The following is a 22614-nucleotide window of genomic DNA, read 5'->3' on the forward strand; positions in this document are numbered from 1 at the left end:
AGGGGATTCAGTGCGCGAGACGCACGAGCATCTTCCCGAGGTTGGCACCCCGGAAGACATCGAGAAGTGCGTCCACGGCATGATCGAGACCGTCCACATAGGTCTCCTGATACGTCAGTTGGTCGTTCGCCAGCCATTCGGCGGCCCGTGCCTGGAATTCACCGGCCAGGTCGTCGTTGTCGTACACGATGAATCCCTGGAGCTTCAGCCGTCGCACGATGGCGAGTCCCAGATTGCGCGGCCCGTGGATCGCGCTGTCGTCGTTGTACGACGCGATGGAGCCGCACAGGGCGAGCCGGCCGAAGTCCCGCATGTGGGTGAGCGCGCCTTCCAGATGCTCGCCGCCGACGTTGTCGAAGTAGACGTCGATGCCGTCCGGGGCGTGCTTGGCGAGTTGTTCGGCGACCGGTCCGTCGTGGTAGTCGAAGGCGGCGTCGAAGCCGAGTTCGTCGAGGAGGTAGCGGACCTTCTCCGGTGAGCCGGCCGAGCCGATCACCTTGGCCGCACCGAGGTTCTGGGCGATCTGGCCGACCGCGCTGCCCACCGCGCCCGCGGCTCCGGAGACGAAGACGATGTCGCCCGGCTCCAGTTCGGCGATGCGCACCAGGCCCGTGTATGCGGTAAGACCGGTCATGCCCAGCACACCGAGGTAGGCCGAGGCTGGGGCGCGGCCGGTGTCGATCGGTGTGGCCTGTACGGCGTCGACCACGGCATGCTCGCGCCAGCCGTGGTCGTGGACGACCATGTCGCCGACCGCGAACGCGTCGTCGGAGGACTTGATCACCTCACCGACGGCCCCGCCTTCAAGGGGCGCGTCGACCGCGAAGGGCGGGATGTAGGACTTGCCTGCGTTCATCCGGCCCCGCATGTACGGGTCGACCGACATGACGGTGTTGCGGACGAGGATCTGCCCGGGGCCGGGCTCCGGCAGTTCGGTCTCGACCAGGCGGAAGTTGTCGTGGGTGGGCCAGCCGACCGGCCGGGAGGCCAGATGGATCTCACGGGTCACGAATGTCATCCGGCCCTCCCGAGGACCTCATGGGTGGCGGCGAGGGATCTGTCACCGAGTCCGGCGGCCTGTGCCGCCCGGAGGTTCGCCAGGAATCCGGCGGTGATGTGCGCGGGCTGGCCGATCGCACGGGCGGTGTCGGTGATCAAGGCCATCGCCGCCTCGTAGGTGTGGATGGTGGCCTGATCGGTCTCGTAGGCACCGGACATGATCTGTCCCGCGCCCTCTGGGATCTCCGCGCGGAGCAGATCGAGAAACCGCAGGGCGTGGACGGCGAGCCGGTCCGCCGGAACCCCGTGGTGGGAGGCGTAGGCGCTCGCCTCGTAGAAGGCGCCGAGGGCGGTGCAGAAGAAGCTGCCCGTGGCGGCGGTGTCGATGACATTCGCCTCGTGGATGGCCGCCGAGGTATGGACCGTTCCCGAACCCATCGCGGCGAGTACCTCGCGGCACGTGTGCCAGGCGGCCTCGGGGCCGGAGACCAGGATGTCCGCCGTAGTGCCGACGTCCTTGGGGTACGCCAGAACCGCTCCGTCCAGGTAGGTCATGCCCGTGGACGCGAAGCTCTTCTCCATGTCCACCGCCGCGTCGGCGTCCCCGGTGGTGAGGTTGAGGAACACCGTCCCGGCGGCCGCGCACCCCGGGGCTATCGACGTCACGACCTCCTCGACCGCCCGGTAGTCGGACAGCACGGCGACCGTCACTTCTCCCCAGGCCACGGCCTCACTCGGCGTCCATACCGTCCGGGCACCCTGGTCCGCGAGTGCCACGCACTTGGCCGGGGTGCGGTTCCACACGGCCACGTCGTGTCCGGCGTCGATGAAGGCCTTCGCCACCGCCGATCCCATGAGGCCCATTCCGAGCACGCTCACCCGTGTCGCCCTCATAGTGCGATCCAGGTCGTCTTCAGGGCGGTGAACTTCTCCAGCCCGTGCACGCTCTTGTCCGCGCCGTGGCCGGACAGCTTGCGCCCGCCGAACGGGACCGAGTAGTCGCCTTCCTCGAAGCAGTTGACCCAGACCAGACCGGCCTCGATGGCCCGCGACATCCGGTGGGCGCGGCTCAGATCGCCGGTCCACACCGACGAACCCAGGCCGTAGTCGGAGTTGTTGGCGATCGCGATGGCCTCGGCCTCGTCGGTGAAGGTGAGGACGGAGAGGACAGGACCGAAGATCTCGTGCTGGGCGAGCCGGTCGTCGGGCCGGACGTCGACGAACACCGCTGGTTCGACGTACCAGCCGGGCTGGTCGAGTGGCTGGTCGGAGCCGAGGACGAGCTTGGCGGAGGTCTCCGAGCCCTTGGTGATCTCGGCCAGCACCTCGTCACGGTGGCGCCTGCTCGCCAGCGGGCCGAACTGCGTGGCCGGGTCCAGGGGGTCGCCGATGCGGAGAGCTTTGAGGTGCTCGACCACACCCGCGACGACCTCGTCCCGTACGGACTCGTGGACGATGAGCCGGGACCCTGCCGTACACATCTGACCGGAGTTGAAGGCGATCGCCCAGGCGGCCGTCCTGATCGCCTCGGCCATGTCGGGGGCGTCCGGGAAGATGATGTTCGGCGACTTGCCGCCCAGCTCCAGCCAGACCGGCTTGGCGTTGGACTCGCCTGCGTAGGTCAGGAGTTGCTTGCCCACGTCGGTGGAGCCGGTGAAGGTCAGCGTGGCGATGTCCGGGTGCCGGCCGAGGGCGGCGCCGGTGACCGGGCCGCTGCCGGTGACGACCTGGAGCACCCCGGCCGGAACGCCCGCCTGGTGGGCGAGTTCCGCCGCGCGCAGCATCGACAGGGGCGACTGGCTGGCCGGCTTCAGTACGACGCTGTTCCCGGCGATCAGGGCGGCGGGCACCTTGAACGTCGACAGGGTCATGGGGAAGTTCCACGGGGTGATGGCCGCGATCACGCCCAGGGGCTCCCGGGTCACCAGTGCCAGAGCGTTCTCCCGGCCGCGGGGTGACTCGTCCATGATCTTGTCGGCGAGTTCCCCGTACCAGCGGATGAGGCCGATGACGGTGCGCATCTCGACGGCCCAGGCGTCGGTGACCGGCTTGCCCATCTCCAGTGCTATGAGAAGCGCGAGCTCGTCGCGGTGCTCCTCCAGCAGGTCCGCCCAGCGGATCAACACCTCGCCCCGCTCACGCGGCTGGAGCCGTGACCAGCGGCCGCTGACGAAGGCATGGTGCGCGCTCTTCACGACCGCGTCGATGTCGGCCTCGTCGGCGGCCGGAAGGTGCGCGACGACCTGGCCGTCACGCGGCGCCGTGAGAGGAGTGGTCGCCCCGCTGCGGGCACCCGCCCAGTCGCCGTCCACCCACATTCCCTGGGGAATGCGTATGGACTGGAGCAGGGCGAGCCATTCGTCCTTCGTCGTGGGTGCGGGCTTGCGTGTGCTGCTCATGGGTATCGCTTTCCTCTCAACGAGCTCACCGGGCTCAACGGGCCGTGGCCAGACCGGCGTTGCGGTGTTTGTCGGATGCGGCTGCCGTCAGCCAGGCGAAGCCGGGGTCGGTGGTCTCCTGCCATTCGGGATGCCACTGAACGCCCAGGACGGGCCGACCCGGCAGCTCGATGGACTCCACGACACCGTCGGAGGCCCGCCCCGAGACGACCAGCCCGCTACCGAGGGCGTCCACCGCCTGGTGGTGCCAGGAGTTGACCTGCGCGCTCTCGCCGTACACCGACGCGGCCAGCGAGCCGGGCGTGAACGTCACCAAGTGATCTGGTTCGCCGTCGGTCAGAGCCTCGTTCGGCAAGTAGTGCTCCACCGCGCTCGGCGGGAGGTCGGGCACGAGGCGGCCACCGAGCGCCACATTGAGCAGTTGGTGCCCCCGGCAGACCCCGAGCACCGGCACGCCGCGGTCGATCGCGGCGCGGATCAGCGCCGCCTCGTACGCGTCGCGCTCGACGTCGTGGGCCATGGTGGCGTACCGCGGGTCGGCGTCGGCCGCCACCGTGCTGTCGTCCCCGCCCCACAGGCGAGGGTGGACGTCCTGGCCACCCGTGATGATCAGGCCGTCAAGACGCTCCACCGCTTCCGCGGTTCCCGCCTCGAACGGCAGATGTACGGGGATGCCGCCGGCTTCGGCGACACAGCGCGCGTAGTCGGAGAAGAACGAGTCGAAGTGACGCCCGGCGAACCTCTTGTCCATGCCGTGGACCAGGCTCGCGCTCAGCCGGCGTCCGGTGATTCCCACCAGCGGTCGCATCAGATCTCCCCGATGTCGGCGACCACCCGGGTCGCGTTGCCCGAACTCAACGACGCGAAGCCGCTGTTGATGTCGCGCAGGGTGACGCGCTCGGAGACCATCTCGTCGAGCAGCAGCCGTCCCTGCAGATAGAGGTCGACGTACCGGGGCACGTCCACCTTGAACTGGTTGGATCCCATGAAGGAGCCCTGCAGCCGCTTCTCCTGGAGATAGAGCTCCGAGCCCTTGATGGCGATGGGCACGGTGTCCGGCACCATGCCCACGACCGTGGCGAGGCCGCCGGGTCCGACCATGGAGAATGCCTGTCCCGCTGTGACGCTGTTTCCTACGGCCTCGAAGCTGAAGTCGGCGCCGCCGCGGGTGAGTTCGCGCACCGCCTCGACCGGATCCACGTCCCGCCCGTTCACGGTGTGGGTCGCGCCGAACCGCTCTGCGGCCTTCAGCTTTTCCGGGACGATGTCCACGGCGATGACCTGAGCGGCGCCGGCGATCTTCGCGCCCTGGATCGCGGCCATGCCGATGCCACCGGTACCGATGACCACGACGCTGGTTCCCGGTTGGACCCGCGCACTGCGGAAGACCGCGCCGAGTCCGGTGGTCACCGCGCAGCCCAGAATGCTCGCGGTGGCCAGAGGCATGTCCTGGGGGATGGCCACGAGGGCGTTCTGGTGTACGACCATGGCCTGGGCGAAGGCCCCGATCCCCGCTGTCGGACGTACTGGCTGCCCTGCGGCGTTGAGCAGGCGTGGCCTGGGCCTGTCGTGCGAGAGTCCATTGCGGTTCTCGCACAACGTCAACTGGCCGTTGGTGCAGTACCGGCACCGTCCGCAGAACACGGACAGGCAGGTCACCACGTGGTCGCCCGTACGCAGACCGATGACGTTGGAACCGGTGGCTTCCACGACCCCGGAGGCCTCGTGCCCCAGGAGGATCGGCGGCTCCGTCTCGAACGTCCCGTCGATCTCGTGCAGATCCGAGTGACACAGACCCGCGTTGACCACTCGGACCAGCACCTCATCGGGTCCGGGGGTGTCCAGCTGGAGCTTCTCGATCTCCAGCGCGCCGGGTGCGGTGTTGAGGACCGCCGCCTCGATCGTCGCCCCCATCACGGCAGCTCGAAATAGCGGTTGGACTCCCACTCGGTGAGACCCGTGTCGGGGTCGCCGCCCGTGGTGTGGAACTGCAGCCATTCCCACTGCCTCGTGCCGAGCCAGTAATCCACGAGTTCCTGACCCAGAACACCGGTCAGGAGCGTGTCGGCCCGCAGTGCCTCCGCGGCCTTGCTGATGGTGTTCGGGATCTTTGGCATCCCCGGCGGAAGGCACCAGGCCATGTCGTCGAACGGCTCGGGCGGATCGATCTTGCCGTCGAGCCCGGCCACTCCGCCGGCCAGTACCGCGGCCAGCACCAGATAGATGTTGGCGTCGGCGCCGGGCGTCCGGTACTCCAGGCGCGAGTACTTCGGGTGGCCCACGACGGCGCGTACCGCCGTGCTCTTGTTGGCCACGCCCCAGGCGACCGTCGTCGGCGGTCCTTCCAGTTCCTGCAGGCGGCGGTACGACGTGATCGCGGGGAGCGCGAACGAGGTCGCCGGAATCAGGGTGGCCATGACCCCGCCCAGGAAGTGGGTCATCACCTGCGAGGGGCCGAACTCGTCGTAGAAGGCGTTCTCGCCGTCCCGCTCCAGCGAGACGTTGATGTGCGAGGCCTGCCCGTACTCGTCGCACCACTTCGCCATGAACGTCACACAGCGGCCCTGCTCGAAGGCGACCTCCCGCATGACCTGACGGGTACGTGCCCAGTAGTCCGCGGCCGTCACCGGATCGGCCGGTGCGACGTTGAACTCGATCTGCCCCGAGGCGGCTTCGTCGCCCCAGGCCTCCCACGGGATACCCAGTTCCTCCAGCCGACGGGCGACCGCCAGCATGTAGTCCTCCCAGTCCTTGGACTTGGCGAGGTGGTAGGCCGAACCGGCGCTCCCGCCCAGTGGAGTGAGGCCGCGATAGCCCTTGTTCCGGGCTTCCTGGATCGACTCCTCGAAGACGGTGGCCTCGATCTCGACGGCGACCTTCGCCTCGTATCCGCGTTCGGCGAGCAGCTTGGTCATCCGCTGCAACGCGTTGCGCGGACATGCCGACACCGGATTGCCGTAAGGGTCCCAGAATCCGCCGATGACTGACGCCCGCCCAGGTGACCATTCGACGAGCGTCGACAGGTCGGCGTGCAGGAAGATGTCGGCGAGGTCGCCCCGCCAGGAAGGCATGGCGAACCCGAACTGCGGGGCGTTGCCCAGATCGAGCCCGAACGCCACGTCGGCGAAGGCGAATCCGGACTTGAGCCCGGACGTGAACTTCCGTGGCGAGACGTTCTTGCCGATGAACGAGCCTTCGAGGTTCGTCCCTTCGATCCGGACGCTGTCGATGCGGTGTTCCGCGAGCCAGGCGTCGATGTTCTCAGGCATGGAACCTCACCTTCAGCGAAGCGCCCGCCATGACGGACAGTTGGGTCATGGTGCCGCGGACGGCCAGTGAGCCCGTGTAGACCTCGTCGAGGAACACGTCGGTCCCCGACAGCACGCGGGACAGCTTCTCGGCCTCGCCGCTCAGGACGTATCGCGGCAGACCGCCGCCGAGGACCAACTCCTCCTCCTCGCATACGACGATTAGTTCCCGTGGCATTCCGGGGTCCCGGGAGGTCATCTCCCAGAACCGCGAAGCCGCGTCCCGCCAGTGCGGCAGCGGCGGTTGGAGGAGTCGGAGAACTGTGGTCACAAGCGGCGCGTCGGGCTCTGCTCCGTCGACCGACTCGACGGCGAAGCGGTCGGTCAGGTCGACGGTGAGCACGACGTGCGGATCGGATGCGATGCCATGACCAACCCCGACCTGGATTTCTCCGAACCGGATGGTGACCGCCTGCGGGTCGTCCTTCGACTTGACGACGACCGTCTCCCGGAGGGACGCGATCAGGCGAAGTGACTCCGGGTCACGCGTGCCGGCCCGAAGGGTGCGGCCGACCGTCAGCACGAGCGGGGTCGGATCGTCCTCGAGTACCACCGAAACAGCGGGGTCGGTCATGGCCGACTCTCCAATCGTGTCGATCTCTTGGTGCAAGTTGCAGACGAGGGGAGTCAGAACTTGAGGTACTCGGCGAGCTCGGTGTAGTCGACCTGCCACAGGCCGGGGGAGCCGGTGGGGTACTGGGAGCGGAAGCCGATGAGGCGCTGCACGTGCTCGGGCAGCGACCGGGCGAGCTCGCGGTCGACGATGAAGGGGTAGGCCTCTTCGGGGGTGAGGAATCCGGGCTGGAGGGCGAAGGCGACACCACGGCGGTAACAGTCCGCGGTGCGGTTGGCTCCACCGCCGTGGGAGACCTTGCCGTTGATGAACAGGACGTCGCCGGCCTGCATTTCGGCCGGGATGGTCATCTCGGGGGTGCCGCGGTCCTCGTAGTCGGGCCAGTGGTTGCTGCCCGGGATGACGCGGGTGGCGCCGTTCTCGTCGGTGAAGTCGGTCAGCGCGATCAGGAAGTTGATCATGACCATGGGGCCGGCCGGGCCCATTCCGACGAACGGGTAGTTGTTCTCCAGGTCCCGGTGGAGCGGCTGCGCCTTGTTCCCGGGGCCGATCTCGATGACCTGGGCGGTCGTCATCCAGTACGAGCCGGACTCCTCGTTGAAGATGGCGTCGGAGAGGGGCTTGACCAGCTCGTGGTCGATGATCTCCTCGCGGAACGTCTTGCTCAGGGTGACGAGGTTGGTCAGCCGCTTGGTGTTCGTTCCGTGGAAGTCGGCGATGCCTTCCATCTCGTTCGTCGTGCCGGGGCTCAGTGCCTGCATCGCGGGCTCGACCTCGGCGTTGAACCGGCTGACCTGGTCGGGGGTGAGGAACTGCTTGATGATCACGCCGCCGTCGTCAGCCACGATCGCGAGGATTTCCTCGATCGGGGTGCTGTTCGGCACCGATCGCAGTGTGACGTTCGTGGTGGTAGCACTCATCGCTGATCATCCCTTTTCGCACCGAGGTGGGTGTGTGTTCGACGGGTGTGACATGGGGGTGCGGGCCCCGGCCGACCAGGCATCGCCGCTCTGTCGCGACGGAGCCGGCAGCCTGCGCCGACGGCTTCTGATCAAATGACCAGATCGTATGACCAGAATGATTCACGGCCCTGGACGTGTCAATGGCCCGCTGCGATTCGCCGAAGGTGGCCCGTACAGGAGATGAAGTCCGCGGGTCCTGGTGGAGGTTTCGGGTGCGTTGCGAATGCCTCACTGCCTGCGGGAAGGCCACGTCAGTGGGCTCTGGTGAACACCGCGCAGGGGCTGCTACGCGCCGTCCGTCATCCACGGGTCTCACTCGACGCACCGGACGGACCGCCTCGGACGGGGCGCAGTTGTCACGCGGGGACGGCGTGGTCCGGCAGCGAAACTGCTCGGTGATCTCGTTCTGAGGCTGTGCGGTGAGCTCGATGGGGAGGACGGTCGTCCGGGGCGCCCTGCGCCAGTGCCCCGCCGTGATCAATCGCTGGAGCAGATCACGCAGTTGCCGGGCGGTGACGGTGGCGGTGTCGTCACCGGGCGCCGGGCGGAGCGCATCCAGGGGCGCGGTCCATGAACTGCGGACGGCCTGCATGCGGGACACGTCCGCCGGTATTCGCTCGGCCGTTCTGGACCGCACGCCGCAGTTGGTCCAACTGGTTCAGTGAGAGGGTCTCGTGCCGGAGCTGCCCGCCTGCCGCGCGCAGGCGGGCAGTCCGCTTCACGAGCCCGACGCGAAGGTCTCCGTCGTCCAGTCTCCGAGGAGCCGGATCGTCCGCTCCGCCCGCTCCTCGTGGAGATAGTGGCCGGTTCCGGCCCAGTGATCCACGCGGGAGCCCGGCACGTGCAGGGTGGTGCGCTCCCAAGCCACGGCTTCCTCGGACGTCCACACGGTCAGCGCGGGCTGCGGGCGTCGCCGCAGGTACTCCTCGCTGTGCGGGCGGATGCCGACCGCGCCGGGGTCCGCGTACATGCCCGCGTATGACTGGGCGATGACGTGGTCCGGCGTGCCGAGCATGCTGCGGACGTGGGCCGTGCGCAGCCCGGCCGGGGCGTCCGGCGCGAAGGCCCCGGCCACGAAGGAGGCCGCCGCGAGGGCGCCGTTCGCCTGGTACTCGGCCAGTCGGCCGGGAATTCCGTCGACCTCGCTGCCGTGTGCGCCGTGAGCCGGGTCGAGGGCGACGACCGACCGTACGGTCCGCGGATGGCGGACGGCGAGCAGGTTGACCACTTGGCCGCCCATGGAGTGCCCGACGGCGACCACGGGTCCGGTGCCGAGGGTGGTGACGAGAGCGGCGAGGTCGTCGGCCATCTCCACCGGGGTGTTGCCGTCCTGCGGCACCTCGGAGCGACCGTGGCCGCGCAGGTCGGGCACGATGACGTGGAACGTTCCGGCGAGTTCCTCGGCGTGCCGCGACCATTCCCTCCCGTCGCCGCCCCAGCCGTGCACCAGGAGCAGAGCGGGGGCGTCGGCAGGGCCGAGACAGGTGCAGAAGAGCTGGATGCGGCCGAGGTCGGTCACTGGGGGATCTTCCCGGTAGACGGCGTACGCGAAGTCGGCGTGTGCGTCAGAAGGGACGGTGGCGTCGGGTTCGAGCGGCATCGTGTCGCCGAGGGCAAGGATGTCCAGGAGCGAGTGTACGCGCCGGCCGGGGGAGTCCTCGGGCTGCGCTGCGGTGGCCTGCGGGGCCGTTGCCCGGCCGAGGCCGGGCACGGCGACGCCGTCCGTACCGGCGTACTTGAGTACTTCGCGACGTCCGGGTGCGTGCGACACGGCCGGTCCTTTAGACCGACCGGCAAATGGGGGGCGGCGTCGCGGGGCTGGGCACGCACATCTGCGGCGTTGTCGTCAATCACCATGGCTCCGCCATGCCTCAATCCTCCGCCTTGCAGCTGCACGCACCCAGCCCCGCTCCTTCTCCCACCCCCCATTTGCCGGTCGGTCTTACTTGAGACTGCCCATGAGGATTCCGCTGCGCCAGTACTTCTGGAGCGCGAACATGAAGATCGCCAGCGGAATGATCGACAGCAGGGAACCGGTGAGGACGAGCGTGTTCATGTCCCGGGCGGTCTGTGCCTGCTGCACCCAGGAGAAGAGGCCCAGGGTGACGGGGAAGGTGCGCTCGCCGTTGAGCATGAACAGGGGCAGGAAGAAGTTGTTCCAGATGTTGATGAAGTCGAGCATGAAGATCGTGACGCCACCCGTGCGCATGAGGTTCAGCGCGACCGAGAAGAAGATCCGCGTCTCGCCGGCCCCGTCGATCCGGGCCGCTTCCATCAGCTCGGTGGGCACGGAGGTGTCGGCGTAGACCTTGCCGAGGTAGACGCCGAACGGGTTGATGAAGTACGGGATCAGCACGGCCCAGATCGTGTTGGTGAGCCCGATGTCGGAGAAGACGAGGTAGAGCGGGAAGGCGAGCAGAGTGCTCGGCAGCAGCGAGGCGCCGACGATGACCGCGAACAGGGCTCCCCGGCCCCGGAAGCCGAATTTCGAGATGCCGTACCCGGCGGCGAGCGAGATGAAGGTGGAGCCGGCCGCGCCGACGGTGGAGTAGAGGACGGAGTTGCCGATCCAGCGCCCGAACACGCCGTCGTGGTAGTTCCAGATCGCCTGGAGGTTGTCGACGAAGTGGTTGCCGGAGAACCAGAGGCCGAAGGTGGAGTACAGGTCGGTCTGGTTCTTGGTGGACGACACCAGCAGGAACCACGTGGGCGCGATCGAGTACAACAGGAAGGCGATCAGCAGTCCGGTGGTCAGGGCCATCGCGCCGCGAGTGGGACGTACCCCGCCGCCGGAGGTGCCGGTGGCCTTGTTCGGGTGGGCCGCCCGGGTGGCGCTGCTCATGACATCTTCCTGTTCGTGACGCGGTAGAAGACGAAGGCGAGGATGCCGGTGACCACGGCCAGGACCAGCGACTCGGCCGCCGCGTACTGGTAGTTGCCGGTCTTGAACGCCTTGTCGAAGATCTCCATCATCGGCGTGAAGTCGGTGCTGATGGACTCCGGCGCCACATACCTCAGTAGCAGCGGTTCGGCGAACAACTGCAGTCGGCCGATCAGCGAGAACATGCCGGTCAGCACCAGGATCCCGGTGATGTTGGGGATCTTGACCGACCAGGCGATCCGCCACTCGCGGGCCCCGTCGAGCCGGGCCGCCTCGTACAGCTCGCGAGGCAGCGCCTGCAGCGACGCGGAGATCAGGATCATGTTGAAGCCGATGCCCTGCCAGGTCAGCAGATTGCCCAGCGACAGATAGGTGTTGAGGCCGCCGAACAGCGAGAGATGCACCCCCGCACGGGCGGCGACATCGACGATCGGGCTGATCGTCGGGCTGTAGAGGAACAGCCACATCAGGGTGGACACGACACTCGGGACGACGTACGGGATGAGCAGTCCGGCCCGGAAGAACCGCACCGCCCGCGCCGCCACCCCGTCGAGGAGCAGCGCCAGCAGCAGCGAGATCGCCAGCATGACGGTGATCTGCACGAGCCCGAAGAGCAGCGTGCGCATCATGCTCGACCAGAAGGCGCCGTCGGACAGGACCGCCGAGAAGTTGGAGAAACCGGTGTAGACGACCTTGGTCGGGCCGAAACCGAGGCCGCTGCTCTTCTTCTCGTGCAGGCTCTGGCCGAAGGCGTAGGCGATCGGCAGGACATAGGTGAACAGGAAGCCCATGAGGAAGGGCAGGGCGAAGAGTACGCCCTTGTAGGCTCCCCTCCTTCCGGTCCGGCGGCGGGAGGACCGTCGGACCGGGGAGCCGGCGGCGACTCGGGGCGGTCGCGTCAGGGTGGACACGGATGTCTCCAGGTGAGGTACGTGCGGGTGTCGAAGCGGTGCGCGGGGCCGGTCAACTGCCCGCGACGGCCTTGACGCCCTTGTTCTTCAGGTCGGCGAGGACCCAGTCCTGAAGGTGCGTCAGCATCGCCTTGACGGTGAGCTGCTTCTTCATGACCTTGCCCCACTGCTTCTGCATCTCGGAGTACATGGCGGCGTAGTCCGGCCCGTACTGCCACTGGCCGCCCACGCGCGAGGCGGCCGTGGTGATCACGTTCGCGCTGTCCGACTTCCCGTTGAACATGTCGGTCGGGATGATCTTGTCGACGTACGGGGAGACGTCGTCGACCGCGGGGAAGAGACCCGACTTGGACGCGGGGTCGGTGAGCGCGGTCAGCGACTCCTTGCTGCTGGACAGCCAGGCCGCGAACTGCGCCGCGCGGTCCGGGTACTTGCAGCCCTTCAGTACGGCCGTCACGTCGAAGTTGCTGGAGGTCTGCGGGTGCGCGGTGTCGAAGAGCGGGGCGTCCGCGAGCTGCCACTTGCCCTTGGACTTGGGGAAGTTGGTGTCGTAGATCGGCAACTGCCAGGTGGACGTGGTCATCAGGATGGTCCTGCCGAGGTCCCAGGTCTTGAAGACGCCCGGATCGGCGTACGAGGCGTTCGAGGCAAGGTTGTTGTCGACCAGCTCCTGGACGATGTCGCCCGCCTTCAGTGCCTCGGGCGAGGTGAAGTCGATGGCCCAGTGGTCGCCGTCCACCTTGTACCACTGGGCGTTGGCCTGCCAGGACAGGTCGACCAGGGTGCTCGGGTCCTCGCCCGCCATGTTGAAGATCTTGACGTTCTTGTCCTTCTTCTGCACCGCCTTGCCCGCCGCGATCAGGTCGTCCCAGGTCTTGGGAGCCGCGATGCCGTACTTCTCGAACAGGTCGGCCCGGTAGGCAGTGAACAGCGGGGAGGAGCCGGTGGGGATGCCGTACGTGGCACCGCCGGGGGTGACGGCGTTCCAGGCCGGCGTTGTGTAGCTCGATTTGTACTTCGCGGCGATCTTCGTGATGTCGGTGAGCAGCCCGTCGGCGGCGAAGTTCGCCAGGTTCATCCCGTCCATCTTGGACAGGCAGGGGGCGTCGCCGGAGGTCACCGCGGCGCGGAGCTTCTGGTAGACCGTGTCGCCGGCCGCGTTGACGAACTTGATCTGGGTCTCGGGGTGTTCCTTGTTCCAGACCTTGGTCTGGGCCTCGATGCCCTCGGTCCAGCTCCAGAACTCCAGGCTCACCTTGCCCTGGGTGCTGGGCTCGGCGGCGGCGTCCGAGTCGCCGCCGCCGGAACAGGCGGCAAGGACGAGGGACAGCGAGAGGGCGGCGGCCGCGCCGGTGACGGATCTCGTGCGGAAGGTACTCATCAGGTCCTCCGGGGAAGGACGGGACAGCGCTGCGATGGGGGGACGGCGCGGTCGGCTCAGGGGAGGGAAGGGCTGCGGCCCGACATGATTCGGTAACCGTTTGCTGTGGGACCGTAGGGCTCAGGGAGGGCTGACGACAAGGGGCGGGAACGCATATGTTTCGCCGATCCCTCCTGTCAGTCCCTCTGTATGGGCTTTGAGCTGGTTATTTGTCGAACCTGTTGATTTCGGTGAGCAGTTGTCGGGCCATGGGCAGTCAACGACAGTGCCGGAGGCCCCGTTGACCTGTCGACGATCTCGTCAGTAGCTTGGAATACGTTTTCTTCCTGATTCCACTCCTTCCCAGGCCGAAGCGGGAGCTCCATGCCCACGTCACCGTTGCCACGCGCCCTGTTCGTCATGGACCCGGTGCACCTTCCCGAGCTGTTCCCGCCCCGGCTGATGGCCCGGCTCCAGGAGGTGGCACAGGTCGATCCCACGCTGGTCGTACGCGACTTCGCCGATCCGGAAGCGGTATGCGCGATGGCCGAGGCGGAGATCCTGATCACCGGCTGGGGCTGTCCGCACGTCGGCGTGGACGCGCTGGCCGCCGCGCCCCGGTTGCGGACCGTCCTGCACGCCGCGGGCAGCGTGCGCGGCCTGCTCGGTGACGCGGTCTGGGAGCGCGGCATCGCCGTCTCCAGCGCAGTACGGGCCAACGCGCTTCCGGTCGCCGAATACACCCTCGCGGCGATCCTGTTCGCCGGGAAGGGCGCCTTCGGCCTGCGTGAACGCTTCCGGACCGAGCACGTCCACCCGGCGCCGGGCGACCACGGGCCGATCGGTAACCTCGGCCGGCGCATCGGGATCATCGGCGCGTCCAGAGTCGGCAGACGGCTCCTGGAACTGCTGCGCCCCTTCGACCTGGCGGTCACGCTGTACGACCCGTACGTGGACGATGCCGAGGCCGCCGGGCTGGGCGTCGTACGCCTTCCGCTCGACGAGTTGATGCGAACCAGCGACATCGTCAGCCTGCACGCCCCCGACATCCCCGAGACCTACCGGATGCTCGACCGGGCGAAGCTCGCGCTGATCCCGGACGGCGGCGTACTCATCAACACCTCGCGGGGCGCTCTCGTCGACCCTGTGGCACTCGCCGACGAACTGGTCAGCGGCCGGATCGGTGCGGTGCTCGACGTCACCGAACCCGAGCCGCTCCCCGCCGACTCCCCGCTGTACCGGCTGCCGAACGTGTTCCTGACGCCGCACATCGCCGGGTCGCTCGGCAACGAACTGGAGCGCCTCGGCCGCACGGTGGTCGACGAGCTGGAACGCCTCGCCGCGGGCGACGAGCCCGCCCACCGGGTTGCGTGGTCGGACCTCGTCAAAAGCGCCTGAGGCCGGTCCTCCTTCGGGCCGGGCGCTCAGACCGCGGACGGCGGGGTCTCCGCTGTCGCCGGTCGCGGGTGTTGCCGCACGCCGATGACCTGATCGTCCTCGAAGGCCGCAGCGAGGTCACCCGCCTTGCTGTGCAAGCCCGGCGCGTTCCCTGGATCGACCGCGCTGGAGCAGGCCCCGTTCAGGAAAGACGCCGGATCTTTGGGCGCACCCTGCCTTACCGTGGCGTCATGAGCGATCGCTCCGAAGTGCCTGTCACGCCCGTCGAGGCTTATGAACCCCCTTACTACGTGGCTGTTTTCACTACGGTGCGAAGCCAGGAGCAGAGCGGCTACAGCGAGACCAACGCACGTATGGAAGACCTGGTGAAGGATACTTCCGCGACGCCGACGCCCTCACCGAGTGGCGGACCAACCGGAGTCACCTCAGTGATCGCCCCGGAAAACGTTTACTGGTGAGATGGTGGTAGTTCTCGTCGCTCCCCGCTTCACGCGGCTTCCGATGCAGTAACGTCGAGCTGTGACGGATCAGGAGACCGGAGCTCGTACGACGAGTCCTCGAACCGGGAACAGCAAGCGTCTGCGCGGCAGCGCCGGGCAGGACAAGCCCAGCACGATCCGAGACGTCGCGGCACGGGCCGGTGTGTCCGTAGCAACCGTTTCCCGGGCTCTGGCCGGGAACTACCCGGTGTCCGAGGAGACCCGGGCCCGCGTCATGACGGCGGTCGAGTCACTTCACTACGTCGTGAACGTCCATGCCAAGGCGCTGTCCGGCCGGGTCGCGGGCCCCATCGCGCTGGTCATTCAGGACATCACCGGCCCCTCGCTCGCCCATGTTGCCGCCGGGGTCGAGCAGGAGGCGGCCACCCGAGGCAGGTTGAGCCTGGTCTGTGCCACCCACGGCGACACGGATCGCGAGGACGACCTGGTGCAGCTCATGCGAGAGCAACACGCAGCGGCAGTGGTCCTCGTGGGCGGAGCGGTTCCGAGCGAGGCTTATCAGCGGCGCATGGCGCAGTACGCCACCGCCCTGGACGCCGCCGGATCTCGGCTGGTGCTGTGCGGGCGCCCGCCGCTGCCCGAGGGGCTGCCGGTCACGGTGGTGGAGTACGACAACAAAGGAGGCGCTTTCCAGGCCGCCGACCATCTGCTCACGGCGGGCCACCGGCGCATCCTCTTCCTCGGTGGCGAGCCGCTGCAGAGCAGTTCCGAGGATCGCCGGGCCGGCTACCGCCAAGCTCTGCGGGCCCATGGTGTGCCGTATGCCGGGGAACTGGACAGCTCGGGTTCGTACACCCGCGTCTCGGGTTATCGGCGGACCCGGGACGCCCTGCGCTCCGGACTGGACTTCACGGCGGTTTTCGCAGGCACCGACATGGTGGCTGTCGGAGCGCTCGCTGCCCTCCGCGAGGCCGGTCTGGACGTCCCCGGCGACGTGTCGGTCGTGGGCTTCGACGACGTGCCCTTCGCCGCCGACCTGACGCCGTCGCTCACCACGGTCCGGGTGCCGTACGAAGAACTGGGCCGTACCGCCGTACGTCTGGCGCTGGGACGCGAGGAGCGTCTCGCCGGGGACGACCACGTGGTGCTGAGCACGCAGTTGGTCATCCGTCAGTCGGTGGGCCGGGTGCCGTGAGCGCGGTGCGCCGAGCGGTCGGGCGTCGGGCGTCGGCTCGACGGGCCGGCCGGGAGGCGACGGACTCCACCAGCAGGACCGGCACGGCCGTCGTCCCCCGGCCGGATCAGGCAGCGGTGGATGTCACCACGACCTGGGCTCCTGGCCGTGGCGGGAGGTCTCGTCGCGGTGCGTCGCAGCCAGGCAGGATCACCCTGGCCGAGCCGGCTGCCCCCAGCCCCTAGGGCGGCAGGCCGAGCCGACACGTGGTTCGGCAGGGTCAGCGGGTGACCATGAGCTGTCGTACGGCGTAGTTGGTGCCGTAGGTGTCCATGGGAACCTCGTCGGCCGGGACGGCAAGGTTCAGGTCGGGGAAGCGCTGGAAGACGCGGGGGAGGATGGCCTTGAGCTCGGCGCGGGCCGCGTTCTGTCCGAGACGCTGGTGGATGCCGTAGCCGAAGGCGAGGTGGCGGGTCATCCTGCGGTCGAAGTCGGGGAGGTCGGGGTCGGTGAAGACGCGGGGATCCCGGTTCGCCGCTGGTATGGCGACCACGACCAACTCGCCCTTGCCGATGAGCTGTCCGCCGATCTCCACGTCCTCTTTGGCGACCCGGCCGAGGCCGAACTGCACGATGGTGAGATAGCGCAGCAGTTCCTCCACCACCGGGCCGACCTTCTCGGGATGGTCGACGAGGTTCTGGCGCTGACGTGGGTGGGTCAGCATGGTGAGGGTGGACAGGCCGATCATGCTCGCCGTGGTGTCGTGGCCGGCGAAGAGCAACAGGACGCCCGCGCTACTACTGGACCTTCAGCCGTCTTTGCACCGTCCTGGACGTGCAACTCACCCAGATGTGCGCGCAGTTGCAAGGAGCGGACGGCTGGACGGGCTGAACCCCAGCGGCTCCGACCTCCGGAGCTCACCCGTGTGAGGGTTGTGAGCGAGGGGTCCGTGAGCCTTGAGTGCAGTCTCGCCCTGGGGCGTGAGTCAGCCGGGGAGAAGATGTGCGACGTGCAGCGCGGCCAGGACGTAGCCGTGTGTGCCGGCGCCGACGATCAGGGTGTCGGCGACCGCCGAGATGTAGGAGTGGTGCCTGAATTCCTCGCGCTTGTGCACGTTGGTGATGTGGAGTTCGACGGTCGGCAGAGCGGCGGCGGCGATCGCGTCGCGGAGTGCGACGGAGGTGTGTGTGAACGCGGCGGGGTTGATGACGATCGCGCTGCATTCGGTGCGTGCGGAATGAATCGCGTCGACCATTACGCCTTCGTGGTTGCTCTGTACGAAGCGCGCGGTCAGGTCGTGTGCGGACAGAACCTTGGCCACGGTCTCCTCGACCTCGCGCAGCGTGGTGGAACCGTACTTGTCGGGCTCGCGTACGCCGAGCAGATTGAGATTGGGGCCGTTGAGGAACAGGACGGTCCGTCCGGGGGCGGTCTCGGTGGTGGCGTCGAGCATGTGCGGCTCCTTCATCAGTGTGGGTATGCGGGTCGAGTGGGCGGGGGCGTTACCCGGTGCGTGAGCAGGAGCAGCCATGACAGGTGGTACGGACATCATCGGCGATGTCCGTACCCGCGCCGACGAGGCCGACGCTGACGCTTGCATGCCGTCCGGTTCCCCCGTCATGCTTCGTCGATGTGTCCCGCTGAACGGAACATTCCTGACTCTGGTGTCGCACGGGTCGCTGCCGTGCTCGGCGCCTTCGACGCGCTTCATGCCGAGCTTCGGGTGTCGGAGATCGCCCGCCGGGCCGGGTTGCCGAAGTCCACGACCTCCCGTCTGGTGCGCGACCTCGTCGGTTACGGGTTCCTGGAACGCGACGAGAACGAGGACGCGCTTCTGCACATGGGAACGCGCCTGTTCGAGTACGGCGAGCTGGCCTCCCGGCACCGCAATTTGCGTGCGATCGCCTTGCCGTACATGGCCGATCTGCGCGAGGCGACCCGGCAGACGGTGCATCTGGCCGTGCTGGACGGCACCGAGGTGGTCTACGTCGAGATCCTGCGGAGCAAGGACGCCCCGAGGATGGGGTCGCGGGTGGGCGGCAGGCTGCCCGCGCACGCCGCGGCCGTGGGCAAGGTACTGCTCGCCTTCGGTGATGCGGAGGCCGTCGACGCGGTCTGCGCTCATGAGCTCGCGCCGGTGGGCCCGCGCACCATCACCGTGCCCGGCCTGCTCCGGCGTGAGCTGGAACGGATCAGGGGCGCGGGAGTCGCGTACGAGAACGAGGAGACAGGCCCCGGGGTGGGGTGTGTCGCGACCGCGATCCTCGGGGCCGACGGCCGGCCTGTCGCGGCGATGTCCATTTCGGGCTGGAGCGGGAGGCTGAACCTGCGCCGGGTGGGCCCCGCCGTGCGTACGGCGGGGCTGGCCGTAAGCCGTGAGTTGCGGGGGCCGAGCCCCTCCACGGGCGAGAGCTGAGCGGGCTCCCAGGGGGTGTCGGGCGATGACGTTCCCTTCGTAGCGTCCAGTCAGTGGGGTGTCACGTCACGGGAGGACTGTCCTCCCGTGACGAGGGGCGGGCAAGCCGGATGATCCGCTGAGCGGATCAACCCGGAGACGAAGACGGTTGATCTTGTTCCGCTCAGCGGATCAATGGGTTGCCGGGTGGGACCTGGCGCAACATGCTGCGAGGAGATCGCCCATCACCCGAGGAAAGAGCCGCAGATGGACAAAGCCACGCACGCCGTGGTCGCGAAGGAGCTGCTGGCCGCGCGGCGCAGCCGCGAGCCGATCGACCCGGTCAGCCGGACCCACCCCGGGCTGACGGTCGATGACGCCTACGCGATCCAGCTTGAGCAGGTCCGCACCTGGACCGAGGACGAGCAGCGCGTCCAGGGCCACAAGGTCGGGCTCACCTCGGCGGCCATGCAGCGCCAGCTCGGCGTCGACCAGCCCGATTACGGGCATCTGATGGAGTCCATGTTCCATCTGGAGGGCCTGCCGATCGGACTGGACGAGTTCATCAGCCCCAAGGTCGAACCGGAGATCGCGTTCGTACTCAAGCGGCCGCTGACCGGCCCGGGGGTGAACGCCGCGCAGGCGCTGTCGGCGGTCGACTACGTCCTGCCGGCCCTGGAGATCATCGACTCCCGCATCCGGGACTGGAAGATCGGCCTGATCGACACGGTCGCGGACAACGCGTCGGCCGGCGGCGTGGTGCTCGGCAGCCGCCCCGTCCCGGTGGGTGCGGTCGATCTGCGGTTGTCCGGCTGCGTACTGACCCGGCGCGGCGAGGTCGTCGGGACCGGTGCCGGGGGCGCTGTACTCGGCTCGCCGCTGAACGCCCTGGTCTGGCTGGCCAACACGGTGGGTCGGCTCGGCGTAACCCTGGAGCCGGGCCATGTCATCCTGCCCGGCTCGGTCTGCGCCGCCGTGCCCGTCGCCGGTGGTGATTCGGTCACCGCGACCTTCGGCGGACTGGGCACCGTCACCGCACGATTCGCCCGCACCAAGGGGGAGGACGCATGACCGCCACCGCCGCCATCGTGGGGCCCGGCAACATCGGCACCGACCTGATGGTCAAGCTGCTGCGCAATGAGCACATCGACGTCCGCTACATGGTCGGCGTCGACCCCGCCTCCGACGGCCTGGCCCGAGCCGAGAAGCTCGGCGTCGAAGCCAGTGCCGGAGGCGTGGACTGGCTGCTCAGCCGGCCGGAGCTGCCCGATCTGGTCTTCGAGGCCACCTCCGCCAAGGCGCATCTGGCCAACGCCGACCGCTACACCGAGGCCGGGATCACCGCCATCGACCTGACCCCCGCCGCGGCCGGCCCCTTCGTCTGCCCGGTGGTCAACCTCACCGAGCACCAGGCCGCACCGAACGTCAACATGATCACCTGCGGCGGGCAGGCCACCATCCCGATCGTGGCCGCCGTTTCCCGGGTCGTGCCGGTGCCGTACGCGGAGATCGTCGCCTCGATCGCCTCCCGCTCGGCCGGCCCAGGCACCCGCGCCAACATCGACGAGTTCACCGAGACCACCTCCCAAGCGATCGAGACCGTCGGTGGCGCCGGACGCGGCAAGGCGATCATCATCCTCAACCCAGTCGACCCCCCGATGATCATGCGTGACACGGTGTACTGCGCCATCCCCGCCGACGCCGACCGCGACGCCATCACCGAGTCCATCCACCGGATGGCCGACGAGGTACGGGTCTACGTACCCGGTTACAAGGTGCGCGCCGAGCCGCAGTTCGACGACCCGCGCCCAGGGTGGAAGGGGCAGGCCCGGGTCGCGGTCTTCCTCGAAGTCCGCGGCAACGGCGACTACCTGCCGCCGTGGGCAGGCAACCTCGACATCATGACCGCCGCCGCCGTCCGCGTCGGCGAACTCATCAGCCGGCGACAGAAGGCGGTGACCCGATGACCGCGGACACGACCACGGACCCCCGACCGGCCGTACGCATCACCGACACCACGCTGCGCGACGGCAGCCACGCGATAGCCCATCAGTTCACCGTCGACCAGGTACGGGCCGTGACCCGCGCCCTGGACGACGCGGGCGTCACCGTCATCGAGGTCACCCACGGCGACGGCCTCGCCGGGTCCTCCTTCAACTACGGCTTCTCACACACGGACGAGATCGAACTCGTCGAGGCGGCCGTCGCCGAAGCCCGCCAGGCCCGCATCGCCGTCCTGCTGCTGCCCGGCCTCGGCACCGTCGAGGACCTGCACCGGGCCCATGACGCGGGTGCCGGGATCGTACGGGTGGCGACCCACTGCACCGAGGCCGACGTCTCTGTCCAGCACTTCGGGGCCGCTCGCGAACTGGGCATGGAGACCGTCGGATTCCTGATGCTCTCGCACCGGGTCGGTCCCGAGGCACTGGCGAAGCAGGCCAGGATCATGGCCGACGCCGGATGCCAGTGCGTGTACGTCGTCGACTCCGCGGGCTGGCTGCTGCCCGCTGACGTCACCGACCGCGTGTCGGCGCTGGCCGCCGAGCTCGGAGACGACGCCCAGATCGGGTTCCACGGCCACCAGAACCTCTCGCTCGGCGTTGCGAACTCGATCGCCGCGTACGAGGCGGGCGCCCGCCAGATCGACGGCAGCCTGTGCGCGCTGGGCGCCGGCGCCGGCAACTCGCCGACCGAGCTGCTCGCCACCGTCTTCGAACGGATGCGGGTCCCCACCGGCCTGGACGTGGACGGCGTACTGCACGCCGCGCACGAGGTGCTCACGCCGCTGATTCCCCGGCTACCCATCGCCGACCGCCCGGCCATCGAACAGGGCAGGCACGGCGTCTACTCCTCGTTCCTGCTGCACGCGCAGCGCGCCGCCGACCGTTACGGGGTGCCCGCCCACGCCATCCTGCGCGCGGTCGGCGAGGCCGGGTACGTCGGCGGCCAGGAAGACATGATCATCGACGTGGCGATCGACCTTTCGACCCGCGCCACGACAACGGCCAAGGCCCCGGAAGGCGTACCCGCATGAGCGACTGGACCATCGACCGCGCTGTCACGGAGCTGCTCGGCCGCGAGACCGACCGCAGGGACGGCGGCAAGATCACCGATGAATGGCCCGACCTCGACCTGCCGACCGCCTACCAGGTGCAGGACGCGCTGCTGCAGCGCAAGGTCGACTCCGGCGAGAAAGTCGTCGGCGTCAAGCTCGGCCTCACCTCGCGCGCCAAGCAGCAGCGGATGGGTATCGACTCCCCGCTCACCGCCTGGCTCACCGATGCGATGGTGCTGCCGGAGGGCGTACCGGTGCCGATGGGTGAGCTCATCCACCCGCGCGTCGAGCCCGAGATCGTCTTCGTCATGGGGGAGCGTCTTGAGGGCCCCGGGGTGACCGCCGCGACCGCGCTTGCCGCCGTCCGCAGCGTGCACGCGGGCTTCGAGGTCATCGACAGCCGCTTCACCGACTTCAAGTTCACCCTCCCCGACGTGGTCGCCGACAACGCTTCGTCGTCGCGCTTCGTTGTCAGCGGCACCGGCCTGCCGCCCGAGGGTCTCGACCTCGCGCTGGAGGGCTGCCTGCTCGGCATCGACGGCGAGATCACCGACTCCGCGACCGGCGCCGCCGTGCAGGGCCACCCTGCCGAGGCACTCGCGCTGGCGGCGAACTCCCTGGGCGCGCGCGGCATCGCCATCGAGCCAGGCTGGATCGTGCTCACCGGCGGCCTCACCGACGCCGTCTTCGTCGAGCCCGGGCGGGAGATCAGTGCCGAATTCACCCACCTCGGCACCCTGCGGGTGGTCGGGGCCTGA

Annotated in this window: 21 protein-coding genes and 1 pseudogene; 8 read left to right on the plus strand and 14 right to left on the minus strand. The window is 68.5% G+C overall.

What is annotated here, in order from left to right; all coding sequences use genetic code 11:
* Window positions 1–7: 7 nt before the first annotated feature.
* The 12 genes from OG246_RS29575 to OG246_RS29630 form a co-directional block, all read right to left on the minus strand.
* Window positions 8–1018 carry an NADP-dependent oxidoreductase gene (locus OG246_RS29575; RefSeq protein WP_266469988.1) on the minus strand — a complete coding sequence of 337 codons (1011 nt, stop codon included), beginning with the start codon at window positions 1016–1018 and terminating at the stop codon, window positions 8–10.
* Entirely contained in the window at window positions 1015–1905 is an 891-nt protein-coding gene (locus OG246_RS29580) for an NAD(P)-binding domain-containing protein (protein WP_323178345.1), read from the minus strand. The genes OG246_RS29575 and OG246_RS29580 overlap by 4 nt, the downstream gene beginning before the upstream one ends.
* Entirely contained in the window at window positions 1890–3398 is a 1509-nt protein-coding gene (locus OG246_RS29585; RefSeq protein ID WP_266469992.1) for an aldehyde dehydrogenase family protein, read from the minus strand. Before OG246_RS29585 ends, OG246_RS29580 begins: the two co-directional genes overlap by 16 nt.
* 34 nt (window positions 3399–3432) lie before the next feature.
* On the minus strand, window positions 3433–4206 hold the full coding sequence (locus tag OG246_RS29590) for a gamma-glutamyl-gamma-aminobutyrate hydrolase family protein (protein ID WP_266469995.1): 774 nt from the start codon (window positions 4204–4206) through the stop codon (window positions 3433–3435).
* Complete coding sequence (locus tag OG246_RS29595; protein WP_266469997.1) at window positions 4206–5312, minus strand: Zn-dependent alcohol dehydrogenase; 1107 nt, start codon at window positions 5310–5312, stop codon at window positions 4206–4208. The genes OG246_RS29590 and OG246_RS29595 overlap by 1 nt, the downstream gene beginning before the upstream one ends.
* The gene (locus tag OG246_RS29600) at window positions 5312–6667 is read right to left on the minus strand and encodes a glutamine synthetase family protein (RefSeq protein WP_266469999.1); all 1356 of its coding nucleotides are present in this window, start codon (window positions 6665–6667) and stop codon (window positions 5312–5314) included. Before OG246_RS29600 ends, OG246_RS29595 begins: the two co-directional genes overlap by 1 nt.
* Entirely contained in the window at window positions 6660–7280 is a 621-nt protein-coding gene (locus OG246_RS29605; RefSeq protein ID WP_266470001.1) for a hypothetical protein, read from the minus strand. Before OG246_RS29605 ends, OG246_RS29600 begins: the two co-directional genes overlap by 8 nt.
* Window positions 7281–7333: 53 nt before the next feature.
* The gene (locus tag OG246_RS29610) at window positions 7334–8200 is read right to left on the minus strand and encodes a phytanoyl-CoA dioxygenase family protein (protein WP_266470004.1); all 867 of its coding nucleotides are present in this window, start codon (window positions 8198–8200) and stop codon (window positions 7334–7336) included.
* A 760-nt stretch (window positions 8201–8960) separates the two neighbouring features.
* Window positions 8961–10013, minus strand: coding sequence for an alpha/beta fold hydrolase (locus OG246_RS29615; RefSeq protein ID WP_266470006.1), 1053 nt, complete (start codon window positions 10011–10013; stop codon window positions 8961–8963).
* A gap of 171 nt (window positions 10014–10184) precedes the next feature.
* Window positions 10185–11084: a carbohydrate ABC transporter permease gene (locus tag OG246_RS29620; protein WP_266470008.1), complete on the minus strand. Its 900-nt coding sequence runs from the start codon at window positions 11082–11084 to the stop codon at window positions 10185–10187.
* Window positions 11081–12034 (minus strand): carbohydrate ABC transporter permease, encoded by a 954-nt coding sequence (locus OG246_RS29625; protein ID WP_266470011.1) that lies wholly within the window; start codon window positions 12032–12034, stop codon window positions 11081–11083. Before OG246_RS29625 ends, OG246_RS29620 begins: the two co-directional genes overlap by 4 nt.
* Window positions 12035–12086: 52 nt before the next feature.
* Window positions 12087–13415 carry an ABC transporter substrate-binding protein gene (locus OG246_RS29630; protein ID WP_266470013.1) on the minus strand — a complete coding sequence of 443 codons (1329 nt, stop codon included), beginning with the start codon at window positions 13413–13415 and terminating at the stop codon, window positions 12087–12089.
* A 363-nt stretch (window positions 13416–13778) separates the two neighbouring features.
* On the opposite strand from OG246_RS29630, the gene OG246_RS29635 reads away from it, so the two are divergent.
* The 3 genes and pseudogenes from OG246_RS29635 (at window position 13779) to OG246_RS29645 (ending at window position 16427) form a co-directional block, all read left to right on the plus strand.
* Window positions 13779–14792, plus strand: a complete 1014-nt coding sequence (locus OG246_RS29635) for a hydroxyacid dehydrogenase (RefSeq protein ID WP_266470015.1) — start codon at window positions 13779–13781, stop codon at window positions 14790–14792.
* Between the two features lie 230 nt (window positions 14793–15022).
* Window positions 15023–15207: pseudogene (locus OG246_RS29640) on the plus strand (antibiotic biosynthesis monooxygenase); the annotation flags it as partial.
* 200 nt (window positions 15208–15407) lie between these two features.
* A complete protein-coding gene (locus OG246_RS29645) occupies window positions 15408–16427 on the plus strand; it encodes a LacI family DNA-binding transcriptional regulator (protein WP_323178346.1) in 1020 nt (339 codons plus the stop codon).
* A 259-nt stretch (window positions 16428–16686) separates the two neighbouring features.
* Here OG246_RS29645 and OG246_RS29650 read toward each other — a convergent pair whose 3' ends face one another.
* Window positions 16687–17154 (minus strand): cytochrome P450, encoded by a 468-nt coding sequence (locus OG246_RS29650; protein WP_266470017.1) that lies wholly within the window; start codon window positions 17152–17154, stop codon window positions 16687–16689.
* Window positions 17155–17391: 237 nt separating this feature from the next.
* Window positions 17392–17859: a type II 3-dehydroquinate dehydratase gene (aroQ, locus tag OG246_RS29655; RefSeq protein ID WP_266470024.1), complete on the minus strand. Its 468-nt coding sequence runs from the start codon at window positions 17857–17859 to the stop codon at window positions 17392–17394.
* A gap of 177 nt (window positions 17860–18036) precedes the next feature.
* Here aroQ and OG246_RS29660 point away from each other — a divergent pair, with 177 nt between their 5' ends.
* The 5 genes from OG246_RS29660 (at window position 18037) to OG246_RS29680 (ending at window position 22614) form a co-directional block, all read left to right on the plus strand.
* Window positions 18037–18822 (plus strand): IclR family transcriptional regulator, encoded by a 786-nt coding sequence (locus OG246_RS29660; RefSeq protein WP_266470026.1) that lies wholly within the window; start codon window positions 18037–18039, stop codon window positions 18820–18822.
* A gap of 246 nt (window positions 18823–19068) precedes the next feature.
* Complete coding sequence (locus tag OG246_RS29665; protein ID WP_266470029.1) at window positions 19069–19872, plus strand: 2-keto-4-pentenoate hydratase; 804 nt, start codon at window positions 19069–19071, stop codon at window positions 19870–19872.
* Entirely contained in the window at window positions 19869–20768 is a 900-nt protein-coding gene (locus tag OG246_RS29670) for an acetaldehyde dehydrogenase (acetylating) (protein WP_266470031.1), read from the plus strand. The genes OG246_RS29665 and OG246_RS29670 overlap by 4 nt, the downstream gene beginning before the upstream one ends.
* Window positions 20765–21835 (plus strand): 4-hydroxy-2-oxovalerate aldolase, encoded by a 1071-nt coding sequence (gene dmpG / locus OG246_RS29675; RefSeq protein ID WP_266470033.1) that lies wholly within the window; start codon window positions 20765–20767, stop codon window positions 21833–21835. The genes OG246_RS29670 and dmpG overlap by 4 nt, the downstream gene beginning before the upstream one ends.
* Entirely contained in the window at window positions 21832–22614 is a 783-nt protein-coding gene (locus OG246_RS29680; protein ID WP_266470035.1) for a 2-keto-4-pentenoate hydratase, read from the plus strand. Before dmpG ends, OG246_RS29680 begins: the two co-directional genes overlap by 4 nt.

Origin of the sequence: Streptomyces sp. NBC_00620, from assembly GCF_026341825.1 — a bacterium.
Taxonomy (GTDB): domain Bacteria; phylum Actinomycetota; class Actinomycetes; order Streptomycetales; family Streptomycetaceae; genus Streptomyces.

What these genes read in the sequence shown, in the direction of transcription:
- OG246_RS29575 (WP_266469988.1), bottom strand. Translation starts at nt 1,018, where the DNA reads ATGACATTCGTGACCCGTGAGATCCATCTGGCCTCCCGGCCGGTCGGC.
- OG246_RS29595 (WP_266469997.1), bottom strand. Translation starts at nt 5,312, where the DNA reads ATGGGGGCGACGATCGAGGCGGCGGTCCTCAACACCGCACCCGGCGCG.
- OG246_RS29585 (WP_266469992.1), bottom strand. Translation starts at nt 3,398, where the DNA reads ATGAGCAGCACACGCAAGCCCGCACCCACGACGAAGGACGAATGGCTC.
- aroQ (WP_266470024.1), bottom strand. Translation starts at nt 17,859, where the DNA reads ATGCTCGACGCCACCACCGAGACCGCCCCCGGACGGACCGTCCTGTTC.
- OG246_RS29670 (WP_266470031.1), top strand. Translation starts at nt 19,869, where the DNA reads ATGACCGCCACCGCCGCCATCGTGGGGCCCGGCAACATCGGCACCGAC.
- OG246_RS29665 (WP_266470029.1), top strand. Translation starts at nt 19,069, where the DNA reads ATGGACAAAGCCACGCACGCCGTGGTCGCGAAGGAGCTGCTGGCCGCG.
- OG246_RS29620 (WP_266470008.1), bottom strand. Translation starts at nt 11,084, where the DNA reads ATGAGCAGCGCCACCCGGGCGGCCCACCCGAACAAGGCCACCGGCACC.
- OG246_RS29680 (WP_266470035.1), top strand. Translation starts at nt 21,832, where the DNA reads ATGAGCGACTGGACCATCGACCGCGCTGTCACGGAGCTGCTCGGCCGC.
- OG246_RS29600 (WP_266469999.1), bottom strand. Translation starts at nt 6,667, where the DNA reads ATGCCTGAGAACATCGACGCCTGGCTCGCGGAACACCGCATCGACAGC.
- OG246_RS29660 (WP_266470026.1), top strand. Translation starts at nt 18,037, where the DNA reads ATGTGTCCCGCTGAACGGAACATTCCTGACTCTGGTGTCGCACGGGTC.
- OG246_RS29610 (WP_266470004.1), bottom strand. Translation starts at nt 8,200, where the DNA reads ATGAGTGCTACCACCACGAACGTCACACTGCGATCGGTGCCGAACAGC.
- dmpG (WP_266470033.1), top strand. Translation starts at nt 20,765, where the DNA reads ATGACCGCGGACACGACCACGGACCCCCGACCGGCCGTACGCATCACC.
- OG246_RS29605 (WP_266470001.1), bottom strand. Translation starts at nt 7,280, where the DNA reads ATGACCGACCCCGCTGTTTCGGTGGTACTCGAGGACGATCCGACCCCG.
- OG246_RS29650 (WP_266470017.1), bottom strand. Translation starts at nt 17,154, where the DNA reads ATGATCGGCCTGTCCACCCTCACCATGCTGACCCACCCACGTCAGCGC.
- OG246_RS29590 (WP_266469995.1), bottom strand. Translation starts at nt 4,206, where the DNA reads ATGCGACCGCTGGTGGGAATCACCGGACGCCGGCTGAGCGCGAGCCTG.
- OG246_RS29635 (WP_266470015.1), top strand. Translation starts at nt 13,779, where the DNA reads ATGCCCACGTCACCGTTGCCACGCGCCCTGTTCGTCATGGACCCGGTG.
- OG246_RS29630 (WP_266470013.1), bottom strand. Translation starts at nt 13,415, where the DNA reads ATGAGTACCTTCCGCACGAGATCCGTCACCGGCGCGGCCGCCGCCCTC.